This is a genomic window from Nonomuraea guangzhouensis (assembly GCF_019396345.1).
GTDB lineage: Bacteria > Actinomycetota > Actinomycetes > Streptosporangiales > Streptosporangiaceae > Nonomuraea > Nonomuraea guangzhouensis.
The window spans coordinates 62,252-86,134 of the sequence record NZ_JAHKRM010000003.1 but is presented as its reverse complement, the minus strand read 5'-3'; the positions used below and the strand labels follow the sequence as shown (position 1 = coordinate 86,134).

Genomic DNA, 23,883 nt, shown 5'->3' with positions numbered 1-23,883 from the left:
TTACTCCAAGGGGTGATCGTGGACACATCGCACAATATCTGGATGATCAGCTACCTTCAATGAGATCAACGGCGTTCTTCACGCCGCGTTCAACCTTTAGTAGTTTCCCGAGTTGCGCGGCTTTATCGTTATATTCCGGTACAGCCCGCAGCCGCGCGGCCAGCGACCGCCCGCTCAGCGCCCTGATCGGCAACGGCGGCGGCCCCGCCCCCAACACCGCCACCCTGCGTCCCCAGAACGGCTGGTCGGAGAAGAAGGGGCAGACGACATTGGGCACCCCGGCCGCCAGCCCCGCCGCCGTGGTCCCCGCCCCACCGTGGTGCACAACGGCGGCCATTCGCGGGAACAGCACCTCGTGCGTCACCTCTCCCACCGGGCAGACGTCCGCCGACGCCGCCACGGGCAGCCCCTGAACCACCGCCCGTACCCCGGCCAGCCGCACTGCTGCGACCACCTGCTCGGCGACCGCCTCCGGCTCGTCCGGCACCATGCTGCCGAACCCGACGTACACAGGAGGCGGCCCATCGTCCAGGAAGCCGGCGAGGTCGGAGGGGAGCGAGCTGCCCGGGTCGGGTGAGAGGCACCAGTAGCCGGTGAGGTGCACATAGTCGGGCCAGTCGTACGGCCTGGGCACCACCAGCGGGCTGACCCCGCACAGCACCGGCACCCGATCCCGCCGGTCGGCCGCGAACGGGCTGCCCCGTAACGGCCGCAGCCCGAGCACCTGCCCGCGCAGCCGGTTCACCATCGGGGCCAGCATCAGCCAGCCGAGCCGTTCGACCGCGGCATAGCTGGCCCGGTTGCCGATCCTGCCCAGGGTCCGGCGCGGGATCAGCGGGTTCGGGAACTCGCCGGTCGGCTCGCTGGGCTGGAACTGCAGGATCCCGTACGGCATGCCGTACCTCTCGTGCAGGTGCCTGCCGAAGGAGCCGAGGGCGGGCGCGAGGACCAGTTCGGCGTCCGCGCAGGCGGCGTCCACCTCGGTGAGGAGCGTCGCGGCGAGGGGCTCGACGACGGCTCGCAGGCCCCGCACGAACCCCAGCGGCCCGCTACGCAACCACGCCTGTCCTTCCTCGCTCTCCACGATCGCGACGGGATCCACCCCTAACGCCGCGAACCGCACTCCGGGACGCTCATAGCGCCCCACCGCCAGGCGTTCGTAGCGTTCCGGCGCCACGAGCGTGACCTCGTGCCCGCGCGCACCGAACTCCTGGGCCAGCGCCACGCACGGCTGGATGTCCCCCCGCGACCCCATTGCCAGCACCGCGACCCTCACGGCAGTGCCAGCAAGGCGATCAACGCGCCCAGTAGTACGAGGGCCGCCGCCACCAGTAACCCGAGCGCGTACCCCTGAGAAAAGCTCCCGGCCTCGTGCACGATCACCCCAATAGCCGCAATCCCCAACAGGCCGGAAATCTCACGACTTACGGAGAAGATCCCGCCCGCCACCCCGGCCCGAGACTCCGGCACCGCTCCCAGCACAGCCGACCCCAGCGGCATGGTCAACGCCGACCCCACCCCGATCGCGCAGACGGCGGGCCCCAACCGCGCCCACCCGTCCCCCGCCTCCAGGAACGCCGCCACGACCATCCCACCCGCCACCAGCACCAGCCCGCAGGCGACCGTCCGCCCGCTCCCCAGCCGCCGCTCGATCACCGGCACCAGCGGCGTGACGACCACGACCAGCAACGCCAACGGCACGAACGCCACCCCAGAGGCCGTAGGCGTGAACCCGAGCACCCCTTGCAGGAACAGCGCGGTGTAGAAGAACACCCCATTGACCCCGAGCCCCCACAGCACCTGAGCCAGCACCCCGCCCGCGAAGCTCCTGACCGCGAACAGCCCCAGCTCCACCATCGGCTCCCGCGCCCCACGCTCCACCATCAGGAACAGCATTCCCCCGCCCGCGCATCCGGCCACCGCGAGCACGATGGGCGGCGACGCCCAGCCGTACTCGCCGCCGTGGATCAGCGCGAACGTCCCGCAAGCCAGAAACACCACCGATGCCAGCGACCCGGGCACGTCCACCCTGAGCCGCTGTTCGGAGCGCGTTTCCGGTATCGCGACGGCGGCCAGTGCGATGACGGCCGCCCCCAGGGGCACGTTGATCAGGAAGACCCAGCTCCAGTGGGCGTGCTGGCTCAGGTACCCGCCGACCACCGGCCCCAGCGCCAGCGCCCCGGCTCCCGACGCCATCCAGACGGCCACCCCCAGCGACCGATCCGCCCGGCCCGCCAGTACGGCCAGCGTCGCGGGCAGGATGAGCGCCGCCCCGGCCCCCTGCGCCAGCCGCGCGGCGACCAGCGGCTCGATCGACGTGGCCAGCCCGGCGCCGAGCGACGCCACGGTGAAGACGGTGAGTCCGGCGAGCAGCACCTTGCGCCGCCCGTACACGTCGGCCAGGCGGCCACCGGCGATCATGAGACCGGCGAAGGTCAGGATGTAGCCGGTGGCGACCCATTCGAGCGCGCTCAGGCGGGTGTGGAGGTCGCGCTGGATGCTGGGCAGGGCGACGGTGACCACGGTGTTGTCCAGCGTCGTCACGAACCCGGCCAACCCGACGACCGTCAGGAGCAGCGGGGAGCGGGTGGCGGGCTGGGCTGGGGTGAAGGCCAGGGTCACGTGTCCACTTCCGCCCAGGTCCAGCCGGGTCCGTCGGGGTTCGCCCTGACGACCCTGGTACGACCGGCGGTGACCTTCTCCCAGGTGGGCCGCTGCGTCTCGGAGCCGGAAGCGTCCGGGTCGTCGGTGGCCGGTGGCCGCTTGGGGACCGCGGACTTGGCGGTGCTGTAGGGCCGCTTTCTGACGGGGGGCGCCGGGGCGGGCGCGATGACGGGACGGCCAGGCGCGGGAACGGCGGCCCCCGAGGCAGGCGTGGGGTCGTGTTCGGCGGATACCGGGATGGGGTCCGTGTCCACGCCGAAGATGGCTGGGCGGCCGTTGACGGTTACCGCTGCGCCCCCAGGATCGTCCTCGGCCCAGTGCCAGCCGGGGCCGTCCGGGTTGGGCTTGATCGCCCTCCCGGGACGCGGGCTGAGCGCCGCCTCGTGGCGCCGAGCTCCGCCGACGCCCGCATTCGCCGACGCGGCGCCCTGGAACGGCGCCGATGGGGAGGCCGCGTCCTCGGAACCCGCATCCCCGTAGGCCGCCCGCCCAGAAAGCGGGAGTTCAGGAAGCGCACGCCCAGAAGGCCGTCGCCCGTCCGGCGGTGGAGATTCGCGGAACTCGATCCGCCGATGAACCCCCCGCAACACCCCCGGCAGCCACCAGTTCGCCCCACCCAGCAGCCGCATCGTCGCCGGCACCAGCAGAGCCCGCACGAGCGTGGCATCCACCACGATCGCCACGAACATCCCCACCCCGAGCAGCTTCACGATCGTGATCCCGGCCGTCGAGAAGGCCCCGATCACCACCAGCAACAGCAGCGCCGCGCTGGTGATGACACCCCCGGTCCGCTGCAGACCGGTCGCCACCGCCGCCGTGTTGTCGCCGGTCCGCAGCCACTCCGCCCGCACCCTCGACAGCAGGAACAGCTCGTAGTCCATCGACAGCCCGAACACCACCGCCAGGATCAGCACCGTCACCGTGGCCTCGATGGTCCCCGTGGACGTGAAGCGCAGCCACGGTGCCAGGTGGCCGTCCTGGAAGGCCCAGACGATCACCCCGAACGAGGCCCCGATCGACAGGACGTTCATGAGCAGGGCTTTGACGGGCAGGACGACGGAGCCGAAGGCGGCGAACAGCAGCAGGAACGTGACCCCGCCGACCACCAACGCCATCCAGGGAAGCCGGCCGAGCAGGCTGGACAGTAGGTCCATCTGGGCGGCCGTCGGGCCGCCGACGACGATCTGGCGGACGTTCGGCTCCGGGGCCATCGATCTGATCAGCGTCACCAGGTGCTGGGCCGCGTCCGACATGGGGTCGTAGGAGTAGCGGACCGCCAGGCGGATCGCGCCGTTGGCCTGGGAGAAGCCGGCGAGGTCGACGCCCGTGACCCCGGGCAGCTTACGCAGGCGGTCGGCGAGGGGCTTGGCGTCGGTGGGGTCGATCGGGGTGACGGCGCTGATCGGCGAGTAGCCCTGACCGAGGGGGCCGGGGGCGGCGGGGCGGGTGGTGAAGGAGCGTTCGATGAGGACGTGGACGTCGATCGTGGCCATCGAGTTCTTGGCGAAGTCGCGGTCGACGGTCTCGGCGACGCGGCGGCTCTCGGAGGCGGCGGGCAGGACCCGGTGGTCCACGTTGCCGAACCGTACGTGGGCGAACGGCCCGGCCAGCGCGAGGAGTACGGACGTGACCGCGACCAGGTAGAGCACGGGCCGTTTCATCACGCTGGAGGCGATCGCGTGCCAGACCCCGGCGCCCGCGCGGGCCGCGCCGAAGTGAGGGGTGACGCGGAGAGCGTCCACGCGGGGACCCAGGACGGCGAGCGCGGCGGGCAGGACGACCAGCGCCGACACCATGGCCACCAGCACCACGGCCGCCGCGCCCAACCCGATCGAGCGCAGGAACATCTGCGGGAACAGCAGCAGTCCCAGCAGCGAGGTCGCCACGGTCAAGCCGGAGAAGGCGACGGTACGACCGGCCGTCGCCATGGTGCGCACCACGGCCTCCCGGGTCGGCAGGCCGGACCTGATCTGCTCGCGGAAGGCGGTCAGCACGAAGAGCGAATAGTCGATGGCCAGCCCGAGCCCGAGCATGGTGACGACGTTCAGCGAGAAGACCGAGACCTCCGTCACCTCGGTCAGCAGTCTGAGCAGCACGAGCGCGCCGATCACGGCGAGCAGCCCGACGAGCAGCGGCAGCCCGGCGGCCACCAGGCTGCCGAACACCACCACGAGCATGACCAGCAGCACCGGCATCGAGATCGCCTCGGCGCGCGCCAGGTCGGCGGCCGTCTGGTCGTTGAGCTCCTTCAGCAGCGGCACCGAGCCGCCGACCTGGACCTGGAGGTTCGCGACTGGCAGCAGGTCCTTGATCGCGGCGTACGCCTGCTGCTTGGCGCCTTTCAGGGTGATCAGGGCATAGGTGGCGTGCTCGTCGGTGGACATCAGCTCCTTGGAGCCGGTGGTCCAGTACGTGGCCAGCTTGCGGACGTACTGGGCGGGCAGGGCGCGCAGCGAGTCGTGCACGGCCTTCTTGAACCGCGCGTCGCGCACCTTGACCTGCGGGTGCCGGTAGAGGACGACGACGTCGGGGGTGTTGCCGCTGTACCAGGCGTCGTTCCAGCGGGCGGCGGTGGTCGAGTCGGCGGCCGGGTCCGCGAAGCCGCCGTCGGCCATCCGGCCGAACAGCTGCAGCCCGAAGGGCGCGACCAGGATGGCCGCCACCAGGCTCAGCACCAGCAGCGTCCACCTGCCGCCGTAGATCAGGCGCCCCGCCGACTCAAACAAGGGCGCCCTCCAGGTACGCCCGCAGGCAGGCCCGCCGGGCGATCTTGCCGCTGGTCGTCCGGGGTACGGTGCCGGTGCCCGTCAGCACGAAGTCGTGCACGGATAAATCATGAAATTTCCGGACCGCTGCGCGTACCTGGGCCGCCACCTCGGCCGAATCGGTCTCCGCGCCCCCGCGCGACCGCTCGGCCACCACCACCAGCCGCTCGGTCTCCTCCCCCGGCACGGAGAAGGCCGCCACGTGATCGCGGCGCACGGCCCGGTGCGCCTCCTGGACGGTGACCTCGATGTCCTGGGGATAGTGGTTGCGCCCGTCGACGATGATCAGGTCCTTGATCCGGCCGGTGATGTAGAGCAGCCCGTCGGACACGACCCCGAGGTCGCCCGTCCGCAGCCAGGTGCCGTCCTCGCCGTCCAGCGTCGCGCCGAACACCTCGGCCGTGCGCAGAGGATCGCGCCAGTAGGCGCGCGCCACGTTCGGGCCCTGGACCCAGACCTCCCCCACGTGCCCGTCCGGCAGTGCCCGGCCGCGCTCGCCGACGACGCGCACCCGCTGACCGCCTGCCCGCCCGCACGACACCAGCGTGGTGAGGTCCCCGAACCCGCCGTCGTACGGCACGGCGCGGCCGTCGCGCAGGGCGTCGCGGTCGAAGGCCGTGGCCACGACGGCCTCGTCAGGCCGCATGGCGGCGACGAAGACCGTGGCCTCGGCCAGCCCGTACGCCGGGGTGTGCGCCTCCGGCCGCAGGCCGCACCCGCCGAACGCGGCGTTGAACGCCTCGACGGTGCCGGGCCGTACCGGCTCCGCGCCGTTCAGCATGACCCGCACCCCGGACAGGTCCAGCCCTTCTTTGTCGACCGCGCCGACCCTGGCCGCCGTGTACTCGAAGGCGAAGTTCGGCCCACCGGTATAGACGTCGTCGAACTCGCTGAGCAGCCGCAGCCAGCGCACCGGACTCATGACGAACGCCACCGGATCCATGAACGCCACCTGGTTGCCCGCCACCATAGGCAGCGCGACCGTCGCGACCAGCCCCATGTCGTGGAAGAGCGGCAGCCAGAGCGCCGCGACCGAGGTACGCGGCCTGGCCCGGAACATCTCCCACAGCTGCGCGGCGTTGGCCGCGAGGTTGCCGTGCGTGATCTCCACCCCGGCGGGCGCCCGGGTGGAGCCGGAGGTGTACTGCAGATACGCCAGATCACCTGGCTCGACCCGTACGGCCGCCCACTCCTCGGCGAGCAGGTCGGAGACCGTGTCGACGGTGATCACCGTGGCACCCACGGCGAAGTCCCGCACGCCGGGCAGCACGGCCGTGGTCGTGAGGACGGCGACCGGATCGGCGTCGGAGTAGGCGCGGGCCAGCCGGTCGGCGTGCCCCGGCAGGTCGGGCGCGAACAGCGGCACCGCCACGACCCCGGCGTAGAAGGTCCCGAGCACCGCCACCACGTACGCGAGTCCCTGGGGAGCCAGGATCGCCACCCGGTCCCCGGGCCCCGCGACCTCGCGCAGCCGTACGGCCAGCGCCCGCGCTTTGAGATCGGCCCGAGCCCAGGTCAGCGTCTCGCGGGACCCGTCACCCAGGTAGTCGGCGAACGTGTAGGCGGGCGCGTCCGGGATCTCCCGCGCCCATCGCGCCACGCGCTCGATCAGTGCCTCGGGCATGCCCGGGTCCCCTCGCCGACTGCAGGAACCTAGAAAATTACGGCAGAAAGCATTGCGATTCTTGCCAAACGCCGTCACATTCCGCTTTCGGTCTTATCAGCGGCGTAACAAGCGGCAGAAATCCAGACGACAGCTGATGCCAGGAACCCGCACAATAGTGAGCGTTTGGGCGATTAGGGGGCCACCAAGTGCAGGGCTATCTTCACGATCTCGGCCTGCTCCGAGATCGGCGGTTCACGCTGCTGTTGACCGCCAGGACCATCTCGGTGCTGGGCAGCGCCTTCGCGCCCGTGGCGCTCGCCTTCGGCATCCTCGCCCTGCCCGGCGCGGACGCCACCACCCTCTCGGTGGTGCTCACCGCCGAGGCGCTGCCGATGGTGGTGTTCATGCTGGTCGGCGGGGTGGTCGCGGACCGGTTCCCCAGGTACAGGGTGATGACGGTCAGCGAGTTCATGAGCGCGCTGGCCTTCTTCGCCCTGGCCGCGATGATGCTGTCGGGCTGGACCCCGCTGCCCGCGATGGCCACCGCCGCCGCCTGCAGCGGGGTGGCGATGGCGATGATGTTCCCCGCGCTCACCGGCATCATCCCCGAGGTCGTGCCCGCCGACCGGCTGCAGGCCGGCAACGCGCTGCTCGGCCTGGGCGCCAACAGCTCGCGGGTGGCCGGCGCGGTGCTGGGCGGTGGCACGGTCGTGCTGTTCGGTGGCGGGTGGGCGCTGGCCGTGAGCGGGCTGATGTTCACGGTGGCCGGGGTGCTGATCGCGGCGCTGCGGCTCACGCCAGGCGCGCGGGACGCGGCGGCCGGGCATTCCGTGCTGGCCGACCTGCGTGACGGGTGGCACGAGTTCAGGTCCCGGCAGTGGATCTGGGTGGTGGTCGCGCAGTTCTCCGTGCTCGTGATGGCGCTCCAGGCGGGTCACGGCGTGCTCGGGCCGCTGCTGGCCAAGGAGAGTCTGGGCGGGCCCGCGGCCTGGTCGGCGTTCCTGGCCGGTGAGGCGGTGGGCACGATCGTGGGGGTGATCGTCTCGCTGCGCGTCCGGCCCGGCCGGCCCATCCTGGTCGGGACGCTGCTCTGCCTGCCGACCGCCCTGCCGTACGTGCTGCTGGGCACCGGCGCGCCGTTGTGGGCGATCGTGGCCGGCGCGTTCATGCTGGGCGTCTGCTTCGACGTGTTCGGCGTGCTGTGGCAGACGACCATGCAGCGCGAGATCCCGCCGGAGTCGCTGTCGCGGGTCAGCTCGTACGACGCGCTGGGCTCGATGATGTTCGGCCCGATCGGGCTCATGCTGGCCGGACCGGTGGCGAACCTGGTCGGCACGCGAGCGGCGCTGCTGGGCTGCGCCGCCCTCGTCGTGCTGTCCACGCTCGCCGCACTGCTGGCTCCCGGGGTACGCGACCTACGCGCGCCCGATCCGGTCGCCGAGAGCGTGCCGGGCTGAGTCGTCCTCGGCCAGGTCGCGCCGGGCCGAGCGGAAGTACGCGTTGGCCCTCGGCTGGAACATCAGCGTCACGGCGCCGAGCACGGCCAGCACGTGCAGCACCCGGCTGCCGGCGAACATCAGGCCCATCGCGTCGGCCCCGGCGAACGCCTCGGCGACGGAGTGGCCGTCCATCAGCCATTGGATGGGCCCGATGACCAGCGAGAGCGTGCCGAACACGCCCAGCGTCACCGCCAGCGTCCAGCGGGCCCAGTTCGCGCCCCGCCTGAGCCGCAGCGCCAGGAAGACGGCCGTGACGAAGACGACGAGCCGGATCCCGACTCCGGACAGCAACTCGCCCGCCGAGGCCGTCCCCGAGGACAGCAGGTCGCCGACGACCAGGACGGTCTCGAACACCCCTGCCGCGACCGCGACCAGCCACAGCGTGGCGGCGGCCTGCACGGTGGGGGGCGGCTCGGTGGGGGGCGGCTCGGTGGGGTTCGGCGCCGAGCGGGGCTTGAGCATGGTCATGACGGGCCTCCAGGGTGATCGCTTCCTGGCAAGTGTGCGCCGCGCGACCCCGCCGGATCAGGCACGCCGTCCCCCGAATGGCTGGTCAGGCTGGCACTACCGTCAGACGACGATCAGCGTCACCACCACGCCCGCGCAGTTGCCCGCCACACAGATACGTACGGGCACCTCGGACACCCCGGCGGACTCCGGGATGCCGCCGATGTGACCGTCGGGGCCGATCGTGACGCCTTTCGGCAGCTTGCCGTGGTCGGTGACGGAGAACGTGGGTGGCACGCCCGTGGGGCCGCCCTCGATCGTGATCTGCTCGTCGTAACGGTTGCCCACCTTGCCGGGGAAGGCCAGCTCGCTCGGCTGCCAGGGCAGGTTCCGCAGCACGACGATCGTGATCTGCTGATCGGCGCAGTCCTGGCCACGGCAGAGCTGGACGGGCACGGCGAAGGTACCGGGACGCTGGGGGATGCCGTGCAGCCGGCCCGCGGCGTCCAAGGTCACGCCCGGTGCGAGGGCGGCGGGGCGGATCGTGACGTCGTCCTCGAACGGCATCAGGTGATCATCCACCTCGATGCCCTGCGTGACGTAGAAGACGGTCTCGACGAGCCGCTTGGTCGGGGGATCAACGTGCAGGACGGGCAGGTCGCTCGACACGGCCACGGTCCGCGTGACCGGCAGCGCGGGAACCAACGCGCACAATCCCAACCCGGCAACAACCAATCCCCACGTCAGCCGCATTTCGCCCCCCGGTCTGTCTCCCCGATACGTACCCCGGCACCGCGCAGCGTTACTCCTGGCTCACGCGTAGATAATCGGCTCATGGCCGCTGAATCCGCCCAGACCCTGGAACGTGGGCTCCGCCTGCTGAGGCTGCTCGCCGACGGCAAGGGCGGGCGGACCCCTACCGAGCTGAGCGCCGAGCTGTCGCTGTCGCGGCCGGTGGTGTACCGGCTGGTGACCACGCTGCTGAGCGAGGGGTTCGTGCGCCGGGACGCCGAGGGGCGGGTGCATCTCGGGTTCGGGGTGCTCGTGCTGGCTCAGGCCGTACAACCGCTGCTTCGCGCGGCGGCGCTGCCGACGCTGCGGCGGCTCGCCGAGGACGTGGGCGCGACCGCGCACCTGACCGTGGCGGAGGGCGACGACGGGCTGGCCGTGGCGGTGGTCGAGCCGTCGTGGACGAACATGCACGTGGCCTACCGGGAAGGGTCGCGTCACTCCCTGCTGCGGGGCGCCGCCGGGCAGGCGATCCTGGCGCTGCGCGAGGGCCGCGACGACTATCTGGTGACGGAGGGGCAGTTGCAGGAGGGCGCGCGGGGCATCGCCGCGCCCGTTACCGGGGTGCCGTGGCTGGAGGCGTCGGTCGGCGTGGTGACGTTCGGGTCGCTCGACGAGTCGGCCGGGCTGCGCGTGGTCGAGGCCGCCGCCGAGCTGGCCGGCGCGCTGGGTTGACAGCCGCCGCCGAGCTGGACGGCGCGCTGGGTTGACATCGCCCGCCCGATGGCGGACGGTAGTTGCAGATAGAGGACACAGATGTCCGATAAGCGGACGCTCTGGAGGCGACGATGCCTTACTACCGCGTCGTGGGCGAGGTGCCCCGTAAGCGGCACACCCAGTTCAGGCGGCCCGACGGCGGTCTCTACGCCGAGGAGCTGATGGGCGAGGAAGGCTTCTCGTCCGACTCCTCGCTGCTCTACCACCGTTACCTGCCGACCGCGATCGTCAAGGCCGAGGCCGTCACGCCGCCGGCGGACGTCCGCCTGGAGCCGAACCTGCCGCTGTCGCCGCGCCACTTCCGCACCCAGGACCTCGGCAGCGCGGGCGACCTGGTGGCGGGGCGGATGCAGCTGGCCGGCAACGCCGACGTCCGGTTGTCGTACGCCACCAGCGACCGGCCCAGCGAGCTCTACCGCAACTCCATGGGCGACGAGTGCGTGTACGTCCAGGCGGGCCGGGCCCGCTTCGAGTCGACGTACGGCGTCATCGAGGCCGGCGCGGGCGACTACATCGTCATCCCGACCGGCACGATCCACCGGTGGGTGCCCGACGGGCAGGTCAGCGTGCTGGCCATCGAGGCGGCCGGGCACATCAGGCCGCCCAAGCGCTATCTCTCCCAGTACGGGCAGTTCCTGGAGCACGCCCCCTACTGCGAGCGCGACCTGCGGAGTCCGGCCGAGCCGCTCGTCGTCGAGGGCGAGGAGGTCCCGGTGCTGGTCCGCACCCGGGGCGGGCTCACCAGGCTGGTCTACCGTAACCACCCGTTCGACGTGGTCGGCTGGGACGGCTACCTGTACCCGTTCGCGTTCAACATCAATGACTTCGAGCCGATCGTGAAGAAGACGCACGCGCCGCCGCCGGTCCACCAGACGTTCGAGGGGCCGGGGTTCGTGGTCTGCTCGTTCTGCCCGCGTCCGCTGGACTTCCACCCCGAGTCCATACCGATCCCCTACAACCACCACAACGTCGACTCCGACGAGTTCATGTTCTACGTGGGCGGCGACTACTCGGCCCGCAAGGGCTCCGGCATCGACGTCGGCTCGATCTCGCTGCATCCGGCCGGCTTCACGCACGGTCCGCAGCCCGGGGCGGTGGAGGCGGTCATCGACGCGGTCAGCCGCGGCATCACGACCACCAGCGAGATGGCCGTGATGGTCGACACCTTCCGCCCGCTCGACCTCGGCCAGGCGGCTCTGACCTGCGAGGACCCCGGCTACGCATGGACTTGGGCCCGATGATGCTCTACATCGCGCTGGTCGACGACGCCGGCCTGTTCCCGCCGACCTCCCTGCACATGTCAGAAGCGCTGGCCCGCCACCAGCGCGACCAGGAGCGGGCCTCCCAGGTGCTGACCCACCGCTTCCTCTGCCCCGCCAGCCGCCTCGACGGGCTGCGCCGCGAGGACGCCCCGCCGCGCCGGATCGGGCTGATCGTGGACACGCCGGAGATCCCGCCGTTCGACGATCTGCCCGTGGACTCGGTCGAGATACGCGTGGACGCCCTCGCGCTGCTGCCCGCAGGCGGCCTCCCGCCGGACGTGCGGTTGTTCGTCGAGGTGCCCGCCGGGAAGTACGTCGCCGACGTGCCCAAGGGCGCCGCGCTCAAGGTGCGCTGCGGCGGCCTGACCGCCGAAGCCTTCCCACCGGCCGAGCATCTCGGGGCATTCATCCGGTTCTGCGCGGAGCACGACATACCGTTCAAGGCCACCGCCGGTCTGCATCACGCCGTACGTCATTTCGACCCCACGCTCGGCGTCGACCGGCACGGCTTCCTCAACCTGCTGCTCGCCGTCTGTGAGGCCGTGGAGCAGCGCGACCCCGTGCCCGTGCTGCGCACCACGGATGTGGGCCACCTCGTCCAGCTGGCCCGCGCCGTGTCCGAGGAGACGGCGGAACGGGCCAGGGCGCTGCTGGTGAGCTACGGCTCGTGCAACACCGGGGCCCCGCTGGACGACCTGCGAACGCTGGGACTGATCGAGGAGGACGCGTGACCTGGGGTGCCGACAACCTGCCCTACGGGGTGTTCTCCCGGCGCGGCGAGGCGCCACGGGTGGGCGTGCGCTACGGCGACCGGGTCCTCGACCTGGCCGCCGCGCTGCACGACGAGGTGTTCGCCGCGCCCACCCTCAACCCCTTCATGGCCAGGGGGCGCACCGCCTGGCACGACACCAGGACCCTGATCGTCAACAAGCTCACCTCCGACCTCGCGATCACCGAGCCACACCTGGTCCCGCTGGACCAGGTGCGGCTGCACATGCCGTTCGAGGTGGCCGACTACGTCGACTTCTACTGCTCGCTGGAGCACGCCACCAATGTCGGCCGGATTTTCCGGCCCGGCACCGAGGGGCTGCTGCCCAACTGGCGGCATCTGCCGATCGGCTACCACGGCCGGGCGGGCACGGTCGTGGTAGCCGGGACCCCGATCACCCGGCCGCACGGCCAGCTCGGGGCCGGGCGGTTCGGGCCGTCCGCCAAGCTCGACATCGAAGCCGAGCTGGGCTTCGTGGTCGGCGTGCCGTCCGAGCTCGGCGCGCCCGCCGGGGCCTTCGAGGACCACGTGTTCGGGGTGACGCTGGTCAACGACTGGAGCGCGCGCGACATCCAGGCGTGGGAGTACGTGCCGCTCGGGCCGTTCCTCGGCAAGTCGTTCGCCACCTCGATCTCGCCGTGGATCACGCCGCTGGAGGCGCTGCCCCGGATACCCGGCCGCGCGCAGGATCCCGAACCGCTCGACTACCTGCGCAGGCAGAGCGACTGGGGGCTGGACGTCTCCGTCGAGGTGTCGCTCAACGGCGAGGTCGTGTCCCGCCCGCCGTACTCCGCCATGTACTGGACGCCGGACCAGATGCTCGCCCACATGACGGTCAACGGCGCTTCCCTGCGGACCGGCGACCTGTTCGCCAGCGGCACGATCTCCGGCGCGCAGCGCGAGGAGCGGGGTTCGCTCATCGAGTTGACCTGGAACGGCACCGATCCGATAAAGCTCGCCGGAGGAGAGACCAGGACATTCCTGGAGGACGGCGACACCGTGACGATCAGAGCCACGGCCGGCGGCCGCACATTGGGGGAGGTTTCCGGAACCATCCGATAGGTGACTCGACGTGCTCATTCAGTGACTCCCCGCTAACCTGGATATCCCCTTCCCGGAAAGCAGGATTGAGATGCGGCGCGCCGCGGCCACCTTTCTCGTGGCCCTACTCCTCACCTCTCTCACCGCGGGCTGCGGCTCGGTAACCGCCGAGCGGCCGACGCCCGCGCCACCCGTCGTCCAGATCTCCCCGGCCTTCGACGCGGTGCGCGCCCGCCCGGATCAGGGCCTGGTCGTCAAGGCGCAGGGCGGCAAGCTCAGCCAGGTGCTCGCCTTCGTGGCGGGCGCGCCGGTGCCGGGCACGCTCGACGCGTCCCGTACGACCTGGCGCTCCTCCTGGACGCTGGCCCCCGGGTCCGAATACACGGTGACCGCCACCGCTGCGCGTTCAGGCGCCCCGTCGACGGTGGCCATGGGCCGCTTCCGCACCCGCGACGCCGGCCACACGTTCCAGGTCGCCGCCGTCACCCCGATGCCGGGCGAGACCGTCGGCGTCGGCATGCCGATCATTCTCGACTTCGACACCCCGGTGCGCGACAAGGCGGCCGTGGAGCGGGCGCTGGAGGTCAAACCCACCACCGAGGGCGCGTGGCGCTGGGTCGGCGACACCCGGGTGATCTATCGCACCCGCGACTTCTGGACGCCGGATCAGCAGATCGCGGTCACGGCCCACCTGACCGGAGTGCGCATGGCGCCCGGCGTCTACGGCGTGACCGACCGCACGTTCGCCTTCACCGTGGGCCGCGAGCAGTCCAGCTCGGTCGACACCCGGACCCACCAGATGGTCGTCAGGCGCGGCGACCGGATCGCGCAGCGCATGGCCATCAGCGCGGGCATGGCCACCACCCCCGAATACACCACGACCAGCGGCATCCACCTGACCATGGACAAGGGCAACCCGGTCCGGATGATCTCGCCGGGCCGGGTCAAGGGCGAGCCCGGCTTCTACGACGTACTGATCGACCATGCCGTGCGCATCTCCAACAGCGGCGAATATGTCCACGCCAAGAACAACATATGGGCCCAGGGCCACGCGAACGTCAGCCACGGCTGCGTCAACGCCCGCCCCGACCAGGCGGCCTGGTTCTTCGCCACCTCGCTGCGCGGCGACCCGGTGACGATCACCGGCACCGCCCGCCCACTCCGGTGGGACAACGGCTGGGGGTTCTGGCAACTGCCGTGGGAGAAGTGGCGGCAAGGCAGCGCCTTGTACCGCCCCGCGCCCCTGCCACAGCAATGATTCCGGCATTACGGTAGGAGGGGGGAACCAGCCGAGTACTCAGGCCCGTTATGCCATCAGGAGGGCCGGAACATGGATGAATGGATCATCTGGATAATCCTGGCAGTCGTCCTCGGCGTGGCGGAGATCTTCACCGTCACCGCAGCGCTCGGGCTGCTCGGCGCGGCCGCCCTCCTCACCGCGGCCACCGCCGCCATCGGTCTGCCCGTCCCCCTGCAGCTGCTGGTCTTCGCCCTGTCTTCCACGGCCGGTCTGATCGTGATCCGGCCGGTCGCCCTGCGCCACCTCCAGCAGCCGCAACTGCAGCGCTTCGGCGTGGAGGCGCTGGTCGGCAGGCAGGCGTACGTCCTGTCGGAGGTCACTGGACGCGAGGGCAGGGTCCGCATCGGCGGCGAGGAGTGGTCCGCGCGCGCCTATGACGAGACCTTGGTGATCCCCACGGGCGCGACCGTCGATGTCATAGAGATCGAGGGCGCCACAGCCCTCGTATATCCCCGGGAGTGACCATGGATCCGCTGTTGGTGGTCGGACTGCTCGTCATACTCTTCGCGGTGTTCACGGTGCTCAAGGCCGTGCGGATCGTGCCCCAGGCACGCGCCCGCAACGTCGAGCGCCTCGGCCGCTACAACCGTACGCTGAAGCCGGGACTCAACTTCGTCATCCCGTACGTCGACCGCGTCTACTCGATGATCGACCTGCGCGAGCAGGTCGTGACCTTCCGCCCACAGCCGGTCATCACCGAGGACAACCTGGTCGTCGAGATCGACAACGTCATCTACTTCCAGGTCACCGATCCCCGGGCGGCGGCCTACGAGATCGCCAACTACCTCCAGGCGATAGAGCAGCTCACTGTCACCACCATGCGTAACGTCATCGGCGCCATGGACCTGGAGAAGACGCTCACCTCCCGCGACCACATCAACAGCCAGCTGCGCGGCGTGCTCGACGAGGCCACCGGCAAGTGGGGCATCCGCGTCAACCGCGTGGAGGTCAAGGCCATCGACCCGCCGAAGACCATCAAGGACGCGATGGAGAAGCAGATGCGGGCCGAGCGTGACAAGCGGGCGGCGATCCTCAACGCCGAAGGCCAGCGCCAGTCGCAGATCCTCACCGCCGAAGGCGACAAGCAGAGCCGCATCCTGCGCGCCGAAGGCCAGCGCACCGCGGCCATCCTGGAGGCGGAGGGCCAGTCGCGGGCCATCGACCAGGTCTTCCAGGCGGTCCACCGCAACGATCCCGACCCCCAGCTGCTCGCCTATCAGTATCTGCAGATGCTGCCGCAGCTCGCCCAGGGTCCCGGCAACACCTTCTGGGTGATCCCCAGCGAGGTCACCTCGGCGCTGCAGGGCGTGCAGAAGGCGTTCACCGAAGCACTGCCCAGGTCGGCGGCGACACGGGACGACATGCCGGAGAGCTCGGCGGCGGACGAGGAAGTCGCCCGGGCCTCGGAGGCGGCGGCGGAGGCCGTGGCCGACGCCCAGGACGCCGAGAGCCCCAACGGGCCCCGCCAGCTCACACAGGGTGTGGAGGACCCGTCGGCCGCCTTCCCCGATCTGGAGAAGGAGCGTCAGGAGCGCTGACCCGGCCGGGTGCCCGCCGCGATCACGCGGCGGGCACTTTTGGTTTTGGCGGCGCCGGCTCCCCTTGGGCGGCCGTCGGCTCGACCTTGGCCTCGACCTTGGGCTCGACCTTGGCCTCGACGAGGGTGGGACGGGAGGCCACGTCGAACAGATCCCGCACCTGAGGCGCCCGGTGCACGACACTGGCCCGACAGGCCAGCTTGACCGCCGCATCGGCCAGGGTGACGTCCCGGTTCGTCTCCGGAACGTTGTCGCCCATTTTGGTGATCAGCCACTCGGAGATCTCCGCCCAGGAGTAGAGGCTGACGTTGTCAGCCTCTATCAGCGGTTCGGGGAAGCCGCCGGGCCCACGCTGCCCGCTCGCCAACTGGCGGAAGCTGGCCTGCGTGCGGCCACCGTGCCGCCGGGCCGCGTCGCCGAGCGTCACCGCGTCACCTTGCCCCACACCGACGGCCCACAGCTTGTCGACCGAACCGATCTGGATGAGCACGGAAGTGATCACCTCCAGGAGGCTCTCCCCTTCGCGCTCACACATGAGGTAAACGCCGCCATCCGGGTCCCCTGCCACAGCGCAGTCGTCCAGACCAGCCTCGTAGAGGGTGTCCGTCTCCTCGTCACTGGGCACCCGGTTCAGCATGACGCGGAAGTTCCAGGTGGTCATGAGCCCTCCTCTCTCGTGCCGCACTCAGCATGCTCGTAAGCCCATTCGAGAATGCCTTTGGCATGGTTTCCCGGATTACGTGGCGTCGACCACACCTTGAAGGGTGTGGCTCCGCATGAGCACTGGATGCACCCCCAGCGATGCCCGTTGTGGTCCTCGACCACAGTCAGTGTCTGGATCTTGCGCAGCCTCTTGAAAGCCGCGTTGATCTCGTTGTGCTGATGTCTTCCTCGACCAACCATGTTCTAACTGTGCAACAGTGTTACACACTTAGAACGGCATTTCCAAGCCAGGAGCCCCAACCCGCACCCTGGGAGTGCCAGGTCCACCCTGTTCTGCCTGGTCGTGCATAACCTCGAAGGCATGGACAGCGACAACCGGCTGGGCGATTTCCTGCGAGCGCGGCGGGAGCTGGCCAGGCCCGAAACCCATGGGATGCCCGCCGCGGGCCGCCGCCGCACTCCCGGAATGCGGCGGGAAGAGGTCGCGATGCTCGCCGGGGTCAGCACCGACTACTACATCCGCCTCGAACAGGGCCGGGACAAACATCCGTCGGCGCAGGTGCTCGAGGCGCTGGCCAACGCGCTGACCCTGGAGGAGGACGCCGTCGCGCACCTGCACGAGCTGGCCCGCCCGCAGCCGCGGCGCAGGCGGCGTGCGGGACGGCCCGAGCGGGTCGGCCCGGGGCTGGTCCGGCTGCTGGAGCGCTGGCCGGACACCCCGGCGCTGGTGCTCGGCCGCTACCTGGACGTGCTGGCCTGCAACGCGCTCGGCGCGGCGCTGTTCGGCTGGCTGAGCGATCGCAACCTGGTCCGGTCGGTGTTCCTCGATCCGCAGGCCCGCGACTTCTATCGCGACTGGCAGAAGGTCTCCCAGGACTGCGTCGCGTCCCTGCGGGCGACCGCCGGCGCGGATCTGGACGATCCCCGCCTGACCGACCTGGTCGGTGAGCTGTCGCTCAAGAGCCCCGATTTCTCCCGCCTGTGGGCACGTCACGAAGTACGCGGCAAGACGGCGGAGTTCAAGCGGTTGCGTCATCCGGTGGTCGGCGAGCTGGACCTCAGCTACGAGGCCCTGACCGTCAACAGCGCCCCCGGCCAGCAGCTCGTCGTCTATCAAGCCCATCCTGGAAGTGCCTCCGAGCAGGCGCTGTCCCTGCTGGGCAGCCTCACCGCGCCGCCCGTGATGCGCGACATCGCCATGACCGAACGGGAAAGGTAATCATGTCTGTCTGGTTCATCACCGGATGCTCCACCGGCTTCGGCCGGGAACTGGCCACGCTCGTCCTCGACCGCGGCGAGCGGGCCGTGGTGACCGCCCGCGACCCGGACCAGGTCGCCGACATCGTGGCCGACCACGGTGACCGGGCCCTGGCCCTGCCGCTGGACGTCACCGACCCCGCGCAGGTCACCGCGTCCGTCGAGCGCGCCGAGGAGGTCTTCGGCAGCATCGACGTGCTGGTCAACAACGCGGGGTACGGCTACCTCGCGGCGATCGAGGAGGGCGAGGACGCGCAGGTCCGCGAGCTGTTCGAGGCCAACGTCTTCGGGCTCGTGTCCGTCACCAAGGCGGTGCTGCCCGGCATGCGGGCCAGGCGGCACGGCCACATCCTCAACGTGTCCTCGGTCGGCGGTCTCGCCGCTTTCGGGGCCACCGGTTACTACCACGCCACGAAGTTCGCGGTCGAGGGGCTGTCGGAGTCGCTCGCGGCGGAGGTGGCGCCGCTCGGGATCAGGGTGACCATCGTCGAACCCGGCGGTTTCCGTACGAACTGGTCGGGGCCCTCGATGAAGCAGTCGGGGACCCGCATCGACGACTACTCCCAGACGGCCGGCAAGCGCCGGGAGACCACCCTGGGCACGTACGGGAGCCAGCCCGGTGACCCCGTGCGCGCCGCCGAGGCCATTCTCACCGTGGTGCGGTCGGCGAACCCGCCGCTGCGCCTGCTTCTGGGGGGTGACGCCCTGAACGTCGCCAACGCCAAGCTCGACACGCTCCGACGCGACTTCGACGGGTGGAAGGAGCTGACCCTCAGCACCGCCTTCCCCGTATGACCGCGTAGGGCGGGCCTCAGTGCGACAGCGGCGCGTCCGTAGTGTCGACCAGCGTGCAGTCGGCGACCGGGCCCTCGGCGACGCGCGCCCAGATGCCAGCCACCACGGAGCCCTGGACGCCACCAACGCTGAACTCCAGCACTCCGGTCTGTCCTTCCTTGATGACGCTCGGGTCGATGGTGAAGTTCGCTCCCTCCGGCGGCGGCCAGACCACAAGCCCCACCTCCTTCGGCAGGAAGTGCGCGGCACGGGGCTGCGGGCTGCACTTCTTGCCCCGGGGGATGTAGTTCACCACCACGTTGATCCCCTTGGCGCGCAGGTCCGACTGGAGCTTGTCGGCGTCCTTCACCTCGTTGATCTGGATGTTGACGGTGCCGTCGGGGTTGTCAGCGATGGCGTACGCGGGGGTGCCGCCGAGCAGCAGCGGGATGGCCACGGCCGCTGCGGCGGCCAGGCCAAGCGCGGGCGCCAGGACGATGGGCCGCAGCAGGCGTCGCTTCGGCTTGTCGATCTCGGTCATCACGAACTCCTTGAGCAGTCGGTGACGGCCCTCGGGAAGATCGCGGTCGTATGGTCGGCTCATCGGATCTCCTCCTTTGCGGGGCCTTTGTCTCCTACTACCTGTCGGGGCGCGGGCGGCGGTTCCGCGAGCCGGCCGAGTTTCTGGCGCGCTCGCGACAGCCGGGACCGGACCGTGCCCACGGGGATGCCGAGCGCCTCGGCCGCCTCCGCGTAACCGAGCCCGGACCAGACGCAGAGCGCGAACACGTCCTGCTCCTGGCGGCGCAGCGAGCCGTAGGCCGCGCGGACGGCGGCCAGCCGTTCCGCGTCGTCGATCCGGCCCACGATCTCGTCGGCGAAGTCCGGCACGGCCTCGCCCCTGGGCATCCTGGCCAGGGCGTCGTCGTGCCTGCGGGCGGCCCGGCGGGCGTTGCGGGCCACGTTGGTGGCGATGCCGAGCAGCCATGGCCGCAGCGAACCGCCCTCGATGTCGATCCTGCCGCGTAATCGCCAAGCTTCCAGAAAGGTCAGCGCCATCACGTCCTCGGCCGCGGACCAGTTCGCGGTCAGGCGGAAGGCATGGTTGTACACGGCCTTCGCGTAGTCGTCGAAGAGCTGCGCGAAGGCCGCCTTGTCCCCGGCACGTATCCGGGCACGTGTCGACATATCCACACAAAGGAACTGTCCGCACACACGTCAGGGTTCCAACTGCCCACGGTCGAAGTACGCCGCCAGCTCCGGGTCGATCGCCGGGACGTCGTACGGCATGCCGCCGTCGCGCAGCGACATGGTGGCCATGTAGCCGGCGGCGACGCTCATCCGCGCGGCCACCGGGGACGTGTCGGTGACCCCACCGTCCCGGACGAACCCGCAGAACTCTCGCATGATGTTCGTGTCGGCACCCCCGTGCGAGCCGGTGGCATCGGGCACCCGGTACGCGATGTCGCCGTCGTTCCGGTAGCCCGACGGGCCGGTGTTCCAGACCTTGACCGTGTCGCCGGGGCCGTCGCCGAAGTTCTCCAGCCGGCCCTCGGTGCCGATCACCGTGTAGTTGCGCACGTAGTCGGGGGTGAAGTGGCACTGCTGGTAGGCGGCGATGACGCCGTTGTCGAGGCGCATGTTCATCACCGACACGTCCTCGACGTCGATGACATGGTTGAGGTCGCCGCGGCTGGCCGGCGGCCAGTCGTACTCGCGCAGCCAGCCCTCCGGCCTGGGCGTGTCCGGCTCGCGGCGCGGCAGGTCGCCGTAGAGCATGAGGTCGCCGAGGGCGTTCACCCTGGTCGTGTAGCCGCCGGCCAGCCAGTGGATCACGTCGAGGTCGTGCGCGGCCTTCTGCAGGAGCAGGCCCGTGGTCCGGGTGCGGTCGGCGTGCCAGTCCTTGAAGTAGTAGTCCCCGCCGTAGGACACGAAGTGGCGCACCCAGATCGTCTTCGGCTCGCCGATGACGCCCCGCTGGATGATGTCGCGCATCAGCCGGACCACGCCCATGTGCCGCATGTTGTGCCCCACGTACAGCCGGGTCCCGGTCCGCCGCGCGGCGCGCAGGATGTTGTCGCAGCCCTCCACGGTGATGGCCAGCGGCTTCTCCAGGTAGACGGCCTTGCCGGCCTCCAGGCAGTCGATCGCGACGCGCTCGTGCGTGTCGTCGGGCGTCACGACGATGACCGCGTCGAGGTCCGGGCGGTCGAGCAGCCGGTGGTGGTCCTCGGTCAGGAACGCCCCGTCGAACCGTCCGGCCTGGCTCTTGAGCACCGCCGGGTCGGAGTCGCAGAGCGCGGCCACCACCGATCCTTGACCAGGCTGATGCGCGTAGCGTGCCAGGGCGGCGCGGAGGCCGAGGCCGATGACTCCGATGCGCAGGTCTTCCACCCAAGCGAGGCTAGCGCTCGTTTATGCAAAAAACCAGCGCCAATAGTGCGATATCGGGCACGCCGTACGAGTGGCGTGAAGGGAAGCTGTGGGGGCACTTAAGAATCCTTCGATGGACACGTCCCCAAGCGAGCGGGCACAGTGCGTTAGGTTCGGGGCAGAGGGAGAGATGGAGCCATGAAAGCGCTGGTCAAGGAGCGAGCCGAGCCTGGATTGTGGCTGGCCGACGTGCCGGAGCCCACACCTGGTCCGGGTGAGGTGCTGATCCGGGTGCTGCGTACCGGCATCTGCGGCACCGACCTCCACATCCGGAAATATGACGATTGGGCGCGGCATACTCTGAAGCTTCCGCTGATCGTGGGGCATGAGTTCTCCGGGCACGTGGTCGAGGTCGCACCCGGCGTCGAGGACATCTCCGTCGGCGACCTGGTGAGCGGCGAGGGGCACATCGTCTGCGGCAAGTGCCGCAACTGCATGGCCGGGCGCCGCCATCTGTGCCGCAACACCATCGGGCTCGGCGTGAACAGGGACGGCGCCTTCGCCGAATACGTCACGTTGCCCGCCTCCAACGTCTGGAAGCACCGGGTGCCGGTCCATCCCGACGTGGCGGCCATCTTCGACCCGTTCGGCAACGCCGTACACACCGCGCTGTCGTTCCCCCTGGTCGGCGAGGACGTGCTGATCACGGGCGCGGGCCCGATCGGGCTGATGGCGGCGGCGGTGGCCACGCACGTGGGCGCGCGCAACGTGGTGATCACCGACGTCAGCGAGGAACGCCTCGACCTGGCCGGCAAGCTCGGCGTCTCCCTGGCCCTGAACGTCGCGCGGACCTCGATCGCCGAGGGCATCACGCGGCTCGGCCTGCGCGAGGGCTTCGACGTCGGGCTGGAGATGTCCGGGAACCCGCGGGCCGTACGCGACATGATCGCGAACATGACGCACGGCGGGAAGATCGCGATGCTCGGGCTGCCCGCCGAGGAGTTCGCCATCGACTGGGCCACGGTGGTGACCTCGATGCTCACCATCAAGGGCATCTACGGCCGGGAGATGTACGAGACCTGGTACAACATGTCGGTGCTGCTGGAGAAGGGTCTCGACCTGTCCCCGGTGATCACCGACCGCTACTCGTACCGCGATTTCGACGCCGCCTTCGACACGGCGGCCAGCGGCCGCACGGGCAAGGTCATCCTGGATTGGAGCGCTTGATGTTCACGAACGTACGCGATCAGCTGCGTGCGACGCTCGACGAGATCACCGAGGCGGGGCTGCACAAGCCCGAGCGCGTGATCACCACGCCACAGAGCTCACAGGTGAGCGTGGCCGGCCGAGAGGTGCTGAACTTCTGCGCCAACAACTACCTCGGCCTGGCCGACAACCCCGAGGTGGTCGCCGCCGCCAAGGAGGCGCTCGACCGCTGGGGCTTCGGGATGGCCTCGGTACGGTTCATCTGCGGCACCCAGGAAGTGCACAAGGAGCTCGAAGCCCGCCTTTCGGACTTCCTCGGCCAGGAGGACTCCGTCCTCTACAGCTCGTGCTTCGACGCGAACGGCGGCGTCTTCGAGACGCTGCTCGACGCGCAGGACGCGGTGATCTCCGACGCCCTGAACCACGCGAGCATCATCGACGGCATCCGGCTGTCGAAGGCCCGCCGCTACCGCTACGCCAACCGCGACATGGCCGAGCTGGAGGCCAGGCTGAAGGAGGCGTCCGACGCGCGGCGGCGGCTGATCGTGACCGACGGCGTGTTCTCCATGGACGGCTACCTGGCGCCGCTGGCCGACATCTGCGACCTGGCCGAACGCTACGACGCGATGGTCATGGTCGACGACTCCCACGCGGTCGGGTTCGTCGGGCCGACCGGTCGCGGCACGCCCGAGCTGCACGGCGTCACCGACCGGGTGGACATCATCACCGGCACCCTGGGCAAGGCGCTCGGCGGGGCCAGCGGCGGCTATGTCGCGGCCCGCAAGGAGATCTGCGAGCTGCTGCGTCAGCGCTCCCGCCCGTACCTCTTCTCCAACTCCCTCGCCCCGGTCATCGCCGCGGCCTCGCTGCGCATCCTCGACCTGCTGGAGACCTCCAGCGAGGCCCGGGAGCGGCTGCGCGCGAACACCGCGCGCTTCCGCGCCAAGATGACCGAGGCCGGGTTCGACATCCTGCCCGGCGACCATCCGATCACCCCCGTGATGATCGGCGACGCCGCCGAGGCCGGGGCGATGGCCGAGCGGCTGCTGGAGCTCGGCGTGTACGTGATCGGGTTCTCCTATCCGGTCGTGCCGCACGGCCAGGCCCGGATCCGGGTCCAGCTGTCGGCGGCCCACTCGGCCGAGGACGTGGACCGCGCGGTCGACGCCTTCATCCAGGCCCGCGCCTCGCACTGACGCTCCGGATCCCACGT

Annotated in this window: 22 protein-coding genes; 12 read left to right on the top strand and 10 right to left on the bottom strand. The window is 70.4% G+C overall.

Features of this window, described 5'->3' with window-relative positions:
* Positions 1-46 precede the first annotated feature (46 nt).
* From KME78_RS06180 to KME78_RS06165, 4 genes are read right to left on the bottom strand one after another with little or no spacing between them, the layout of a single operon-like run.
* Positions 47-1,276: a glycosyltransferase gene (locus KME78_RS06180; protein ID WP_219527797.1), complete on the bottom strand. Its 1,230-nt coding sequence runs from the start codon at positions 1,274-1,276 to the stop codon at positions 47-49.
* Positions 1,273-2,622 (bottom strand): MFS transporter, encoded by a 1,350-nt coding sequence (locus KME78_RS06175; RefSeq protein WP_308126827.1) that lies wholly within the window; start codon positions 2,620-2,622, stop codon positions 1,273-1,275. The genes KME78_RS06180 and KME78_RS06175 overlap by 4 nt, the downstream gene beginning before the upstream one ends.
* Positions 2,619-5,390: an MMPL family transporter gene (locus KME78_RS06170; RefSeq protein ID WP_246650546.1), complete on the bottom strand. Its 2,772-nt coding sequence runs from the start codon at positions 5,388-5,390 to the stop codon at positions 2,619-2,621. The genes KME78_RS06175 and KME78_RS06170 overlap by 4 nt, the downstream gene beginning before the upstream one ends.
* On the bottom strand, positions 5,383-7,053 hold the full coding sequence (locus tag KME78_RS06165; protein ID WP_219527796.1) for a fatty acyl-AMP ligase: 1,671 nt from the start codon (positions 7,051-7,053) through the stop codon (positions 5,383-5,385). The genes KME78_RS06170 and KME78_RS06165 overlap by 8 nt, the downstream gene beginning before the upstream one ends.
* A 188-nt stretch (positions 7,054-7,241) precedes the next feature.
* Here KME78_RS06165 and KME78_RS06160 point away from each other — a divergent pair, with 188 nt between their 5' ends.
* Positions 7,242-8,492, top strand: coding sequence for an MFS transporter (locus KME78_RS06160; RefSeq protein ID WP_219527795.1), 1,251 nt, complete (start codon positions 7,242-7,244; stop codon positions 8,490-8,492).
* Here KME78_RS06160 and KME78_RS06155 read toward each other — a convergent pair.
* Positions 8,451-9,002 (bottom strand): hypothetical protein, encoded by a 552-nt coding sequence (locus KME78_RS06155; RefSeq protein ID WP_219527794.1) that lies wholly within the window; start codon positions 9,000-9,002, stop codon positions 8,451-8,453. The genes KME78_RS06160 and KME78_RS06155 overlap by 42 nt on opposite strands.
* Positions 9,003-9,104: 102 nt before the next feature.
* Positions 9,105-9,686 (bottom strand): hypothetical protein, encoded by a 582-nt coding sequence (locus tag KME78_RS06150; RefSeq protein ID WP_219527793.1) that lies wholly within the window; start codon positions 9,684-9,686, stop codon positions 9,105-9,107.
* A gap of 129 nt (positions 9,687-9,815) precedes the next feature.
* On the opposite strand from KME78_RS06150, the gene KME78_RS06145 reads away from it, so the two are divergent.
* From KME78_RS06145 to KME78_RS06115, 7 genes are all read left to right on the top strand, one after another.
* The gene (locus tag KME78_RS06145) at positions 9,816-10,445 is read left to right on the top strand and encodes a helix-turn-helix domain-containing protein (RefSeq protein WP_219527792.1); all 630 of its coding nucleotides are present in this window, start codon (positions 9,816-9,818) and stop codon (positions 10,443-10,445) included.
* 113 nt (positions 10,446-10,558) lie between these two features.
* Positions 10,559-11,728, top strand: coding sequence for a homogentisate 1,2-dioxygenase (locus KME78_RS06140; protein WP_219527791.1), 1,170 nt, complete (start codon positions 10,559-10,561; stop codon positions 11,726-11,728).
* A complete protein-coding gene (locus tag KME78_RS06135; RefSeq protein ID WP_246650545.1) occupies positions 11,710-12,480 on the top strand; it encodes a hypothetical protein in 771 nt (256 codons plus the stop codon). The genes KME78_RS06140 and KME78_RS06135 overlap by 19 nt, the downstream gene beginning before the upstream one ends.
* Complete coding sequence (gene fahA, locus KME78_RS06130; protein ID WP_219527790.1) at positions 12,477-13,580, top strand: fumarylacetoacetase; 1,104 nt, start codon at positions 12,477-12,479, stop codon at positions 13,578-13,580. The genes KME78_RS06135 and fahA overlap by 4 nt, the downstream gene beginning before the upstream one ends.
* Before the next feature lie 70 nt (positions 13,581-13,650).
* Positions 13,651-14,817 carry a L,D-transpeptidase gene (locus tag KME78_RS06125; RefSeq protein ID WP_219527789.1) on the top strand — a complete coding sequence of 389 codons (1,167 nt, stop codon included), beginning with the start codon at positions 13,651-13,653 and terminating at the stop codon, positions 14,815-14,817.
* Positions 14,818-14,889: 72 nt separating this feature from the next.
* Entirely contained in the window at positions 14,890-15,321 is a 432-nt protein-coding gene (locus tag KME78_RS06120; RefSeq protein WP_219527788.1) for an NfeD family protein, read from the top strand.
* 2 nt (positions 15,322-15,323) lie between these two features.
* Positions 15,324-16,397 (top strand): SPFH domain-containing protein, encoded by a 1,074-nt coding sequence (locus KME78_RS06115; RefSeq protein ID WP_219527787.1) that lies wholly within the window; start codon positions 15,324-15,326, stop codon positions 16,395-16,397.
* A 22-nt stretch (positions 16,398-16,419) separates the two neighbouring features.
* On the opposite strand, the gene KME78_RS06110 is transcribed toward KME78_RS06115, so the two are convergent.
* A complete protein-coding gene (locus tag KME78_RS06110) occupies positions 16,420-17,058 on the bottom strand; it encodes a hypothetical protein (RefSeq protein WP_219527786.1) in 639 nt (212 codons plus the stop codon).
* A 363-nt stretch (positions 17,059-17,421) separates the two neighbouring features.
* Between KME78_RS06110 and KME78_RS06105 the strand changes: the two genes are divergently transcribed.
* Both KME78_RS06105 and KME78_RS06100 read left to right on the top strand, forming a co-directional pair.
* The gene (locus KME78_RS06105; RefSeq protein ID WP_219527785.1) at positions 17,422-18,279 is read left to right on the top strand and encodes a helix-turn-helix transcriptional regulator; all 858 of its coding nucleotides are present in this window, start codon (positions 17,422-17,424) and stop codon (positions 18,277-18,279) included.
* Between the two features lie 2 nt (positions 18,280-18,281).
* A complete protein-coding gene (locus KME78_RS06100) occupies positions 18,282-19,112 on the top strand; it encodes an oxidoreductase (protein WP_219527784.1) in 831 nt (276 codons plus the stop codon).
* A 16-nt stretch (positions 19,113-19,128) separates the two neighbouring features.
* Here the strand turns inward: KME78_RS06100 and KME78_RS06095 are convergent, their stop codons facing one another.
* Genes KME78_RS06095 through KME78_RS06085 form a run of 3 tightly spaced genes read right to left on the bottom strand, consistent with a single transcriptional unit; the run spans position 19,129 to position 21,485 of the window.
* On the bottom strand, positions 19,129-19,695 hold the full coding sequence (locus tag KME78_RS06095) for a hypothetical protein (protein WP_219527783.1): 567 nt from the start codon (positions 19,693-19,695) through the stop codon (positions 19,129-19,131).
* A complete protein-coding gene (locus KME78_RS06090; RefSeq protein WP_219527782.1) occupies positions 19,692-20,279 on the bottom strand; it encodes an RNA polymerase sigma factor in 588 nt (195 codons plus the stop codon). The genes KME78_RS06095 and KME78_RS06090 overlap by 4 nt, the downstream gene beginning before the upstream one ends.
* A gap of 30 nt (positions 20,280-20,309) precedes the next feature.
* Positions 20,310-21,485, bottom strand: coding sequence for a Gfo/Idh/MocA family protein (locus KME78_RS06085; RefSeq protein WP_219527781.1), 1,176 nt, complete (start codon positions 21,483-21,485; stop codon positions 20,310-20,312).
* Between the two features lie 177 nt (positions 21,486-21,662).
* On the opposite strand from KME78_RS06085, the gene tdh reads away from it, so the two are divergent.
* Entirely contained in the window at positions 21,663-22,691 is a 1,029-nt protein-coding gene (gene tdh / locus KME78_RS06080) for an L-threonine 3-dehydrogenase (protein ID WP_219527780.1), read from the top strand.
* The gene (locus tag KME78_RS06075) at positions 22,691-23,866 is read left to right on the top strand and encodes a glycine C-acetyltransferase (RefSeq protein ID WP_219527779.1); all 1,176 of its coding nucleotides are present in this window, start codon (positions 22,691-22,693) and stop codon (positions 23,864-23,866) included. The genes tdh and KME78_RS06075 overlap by 1 nt, the downstream gene beginning before the upstream one ends.
* The last annotated feature ends 17 nt before the right edge of the window (positions 23,867-23,883 follow it).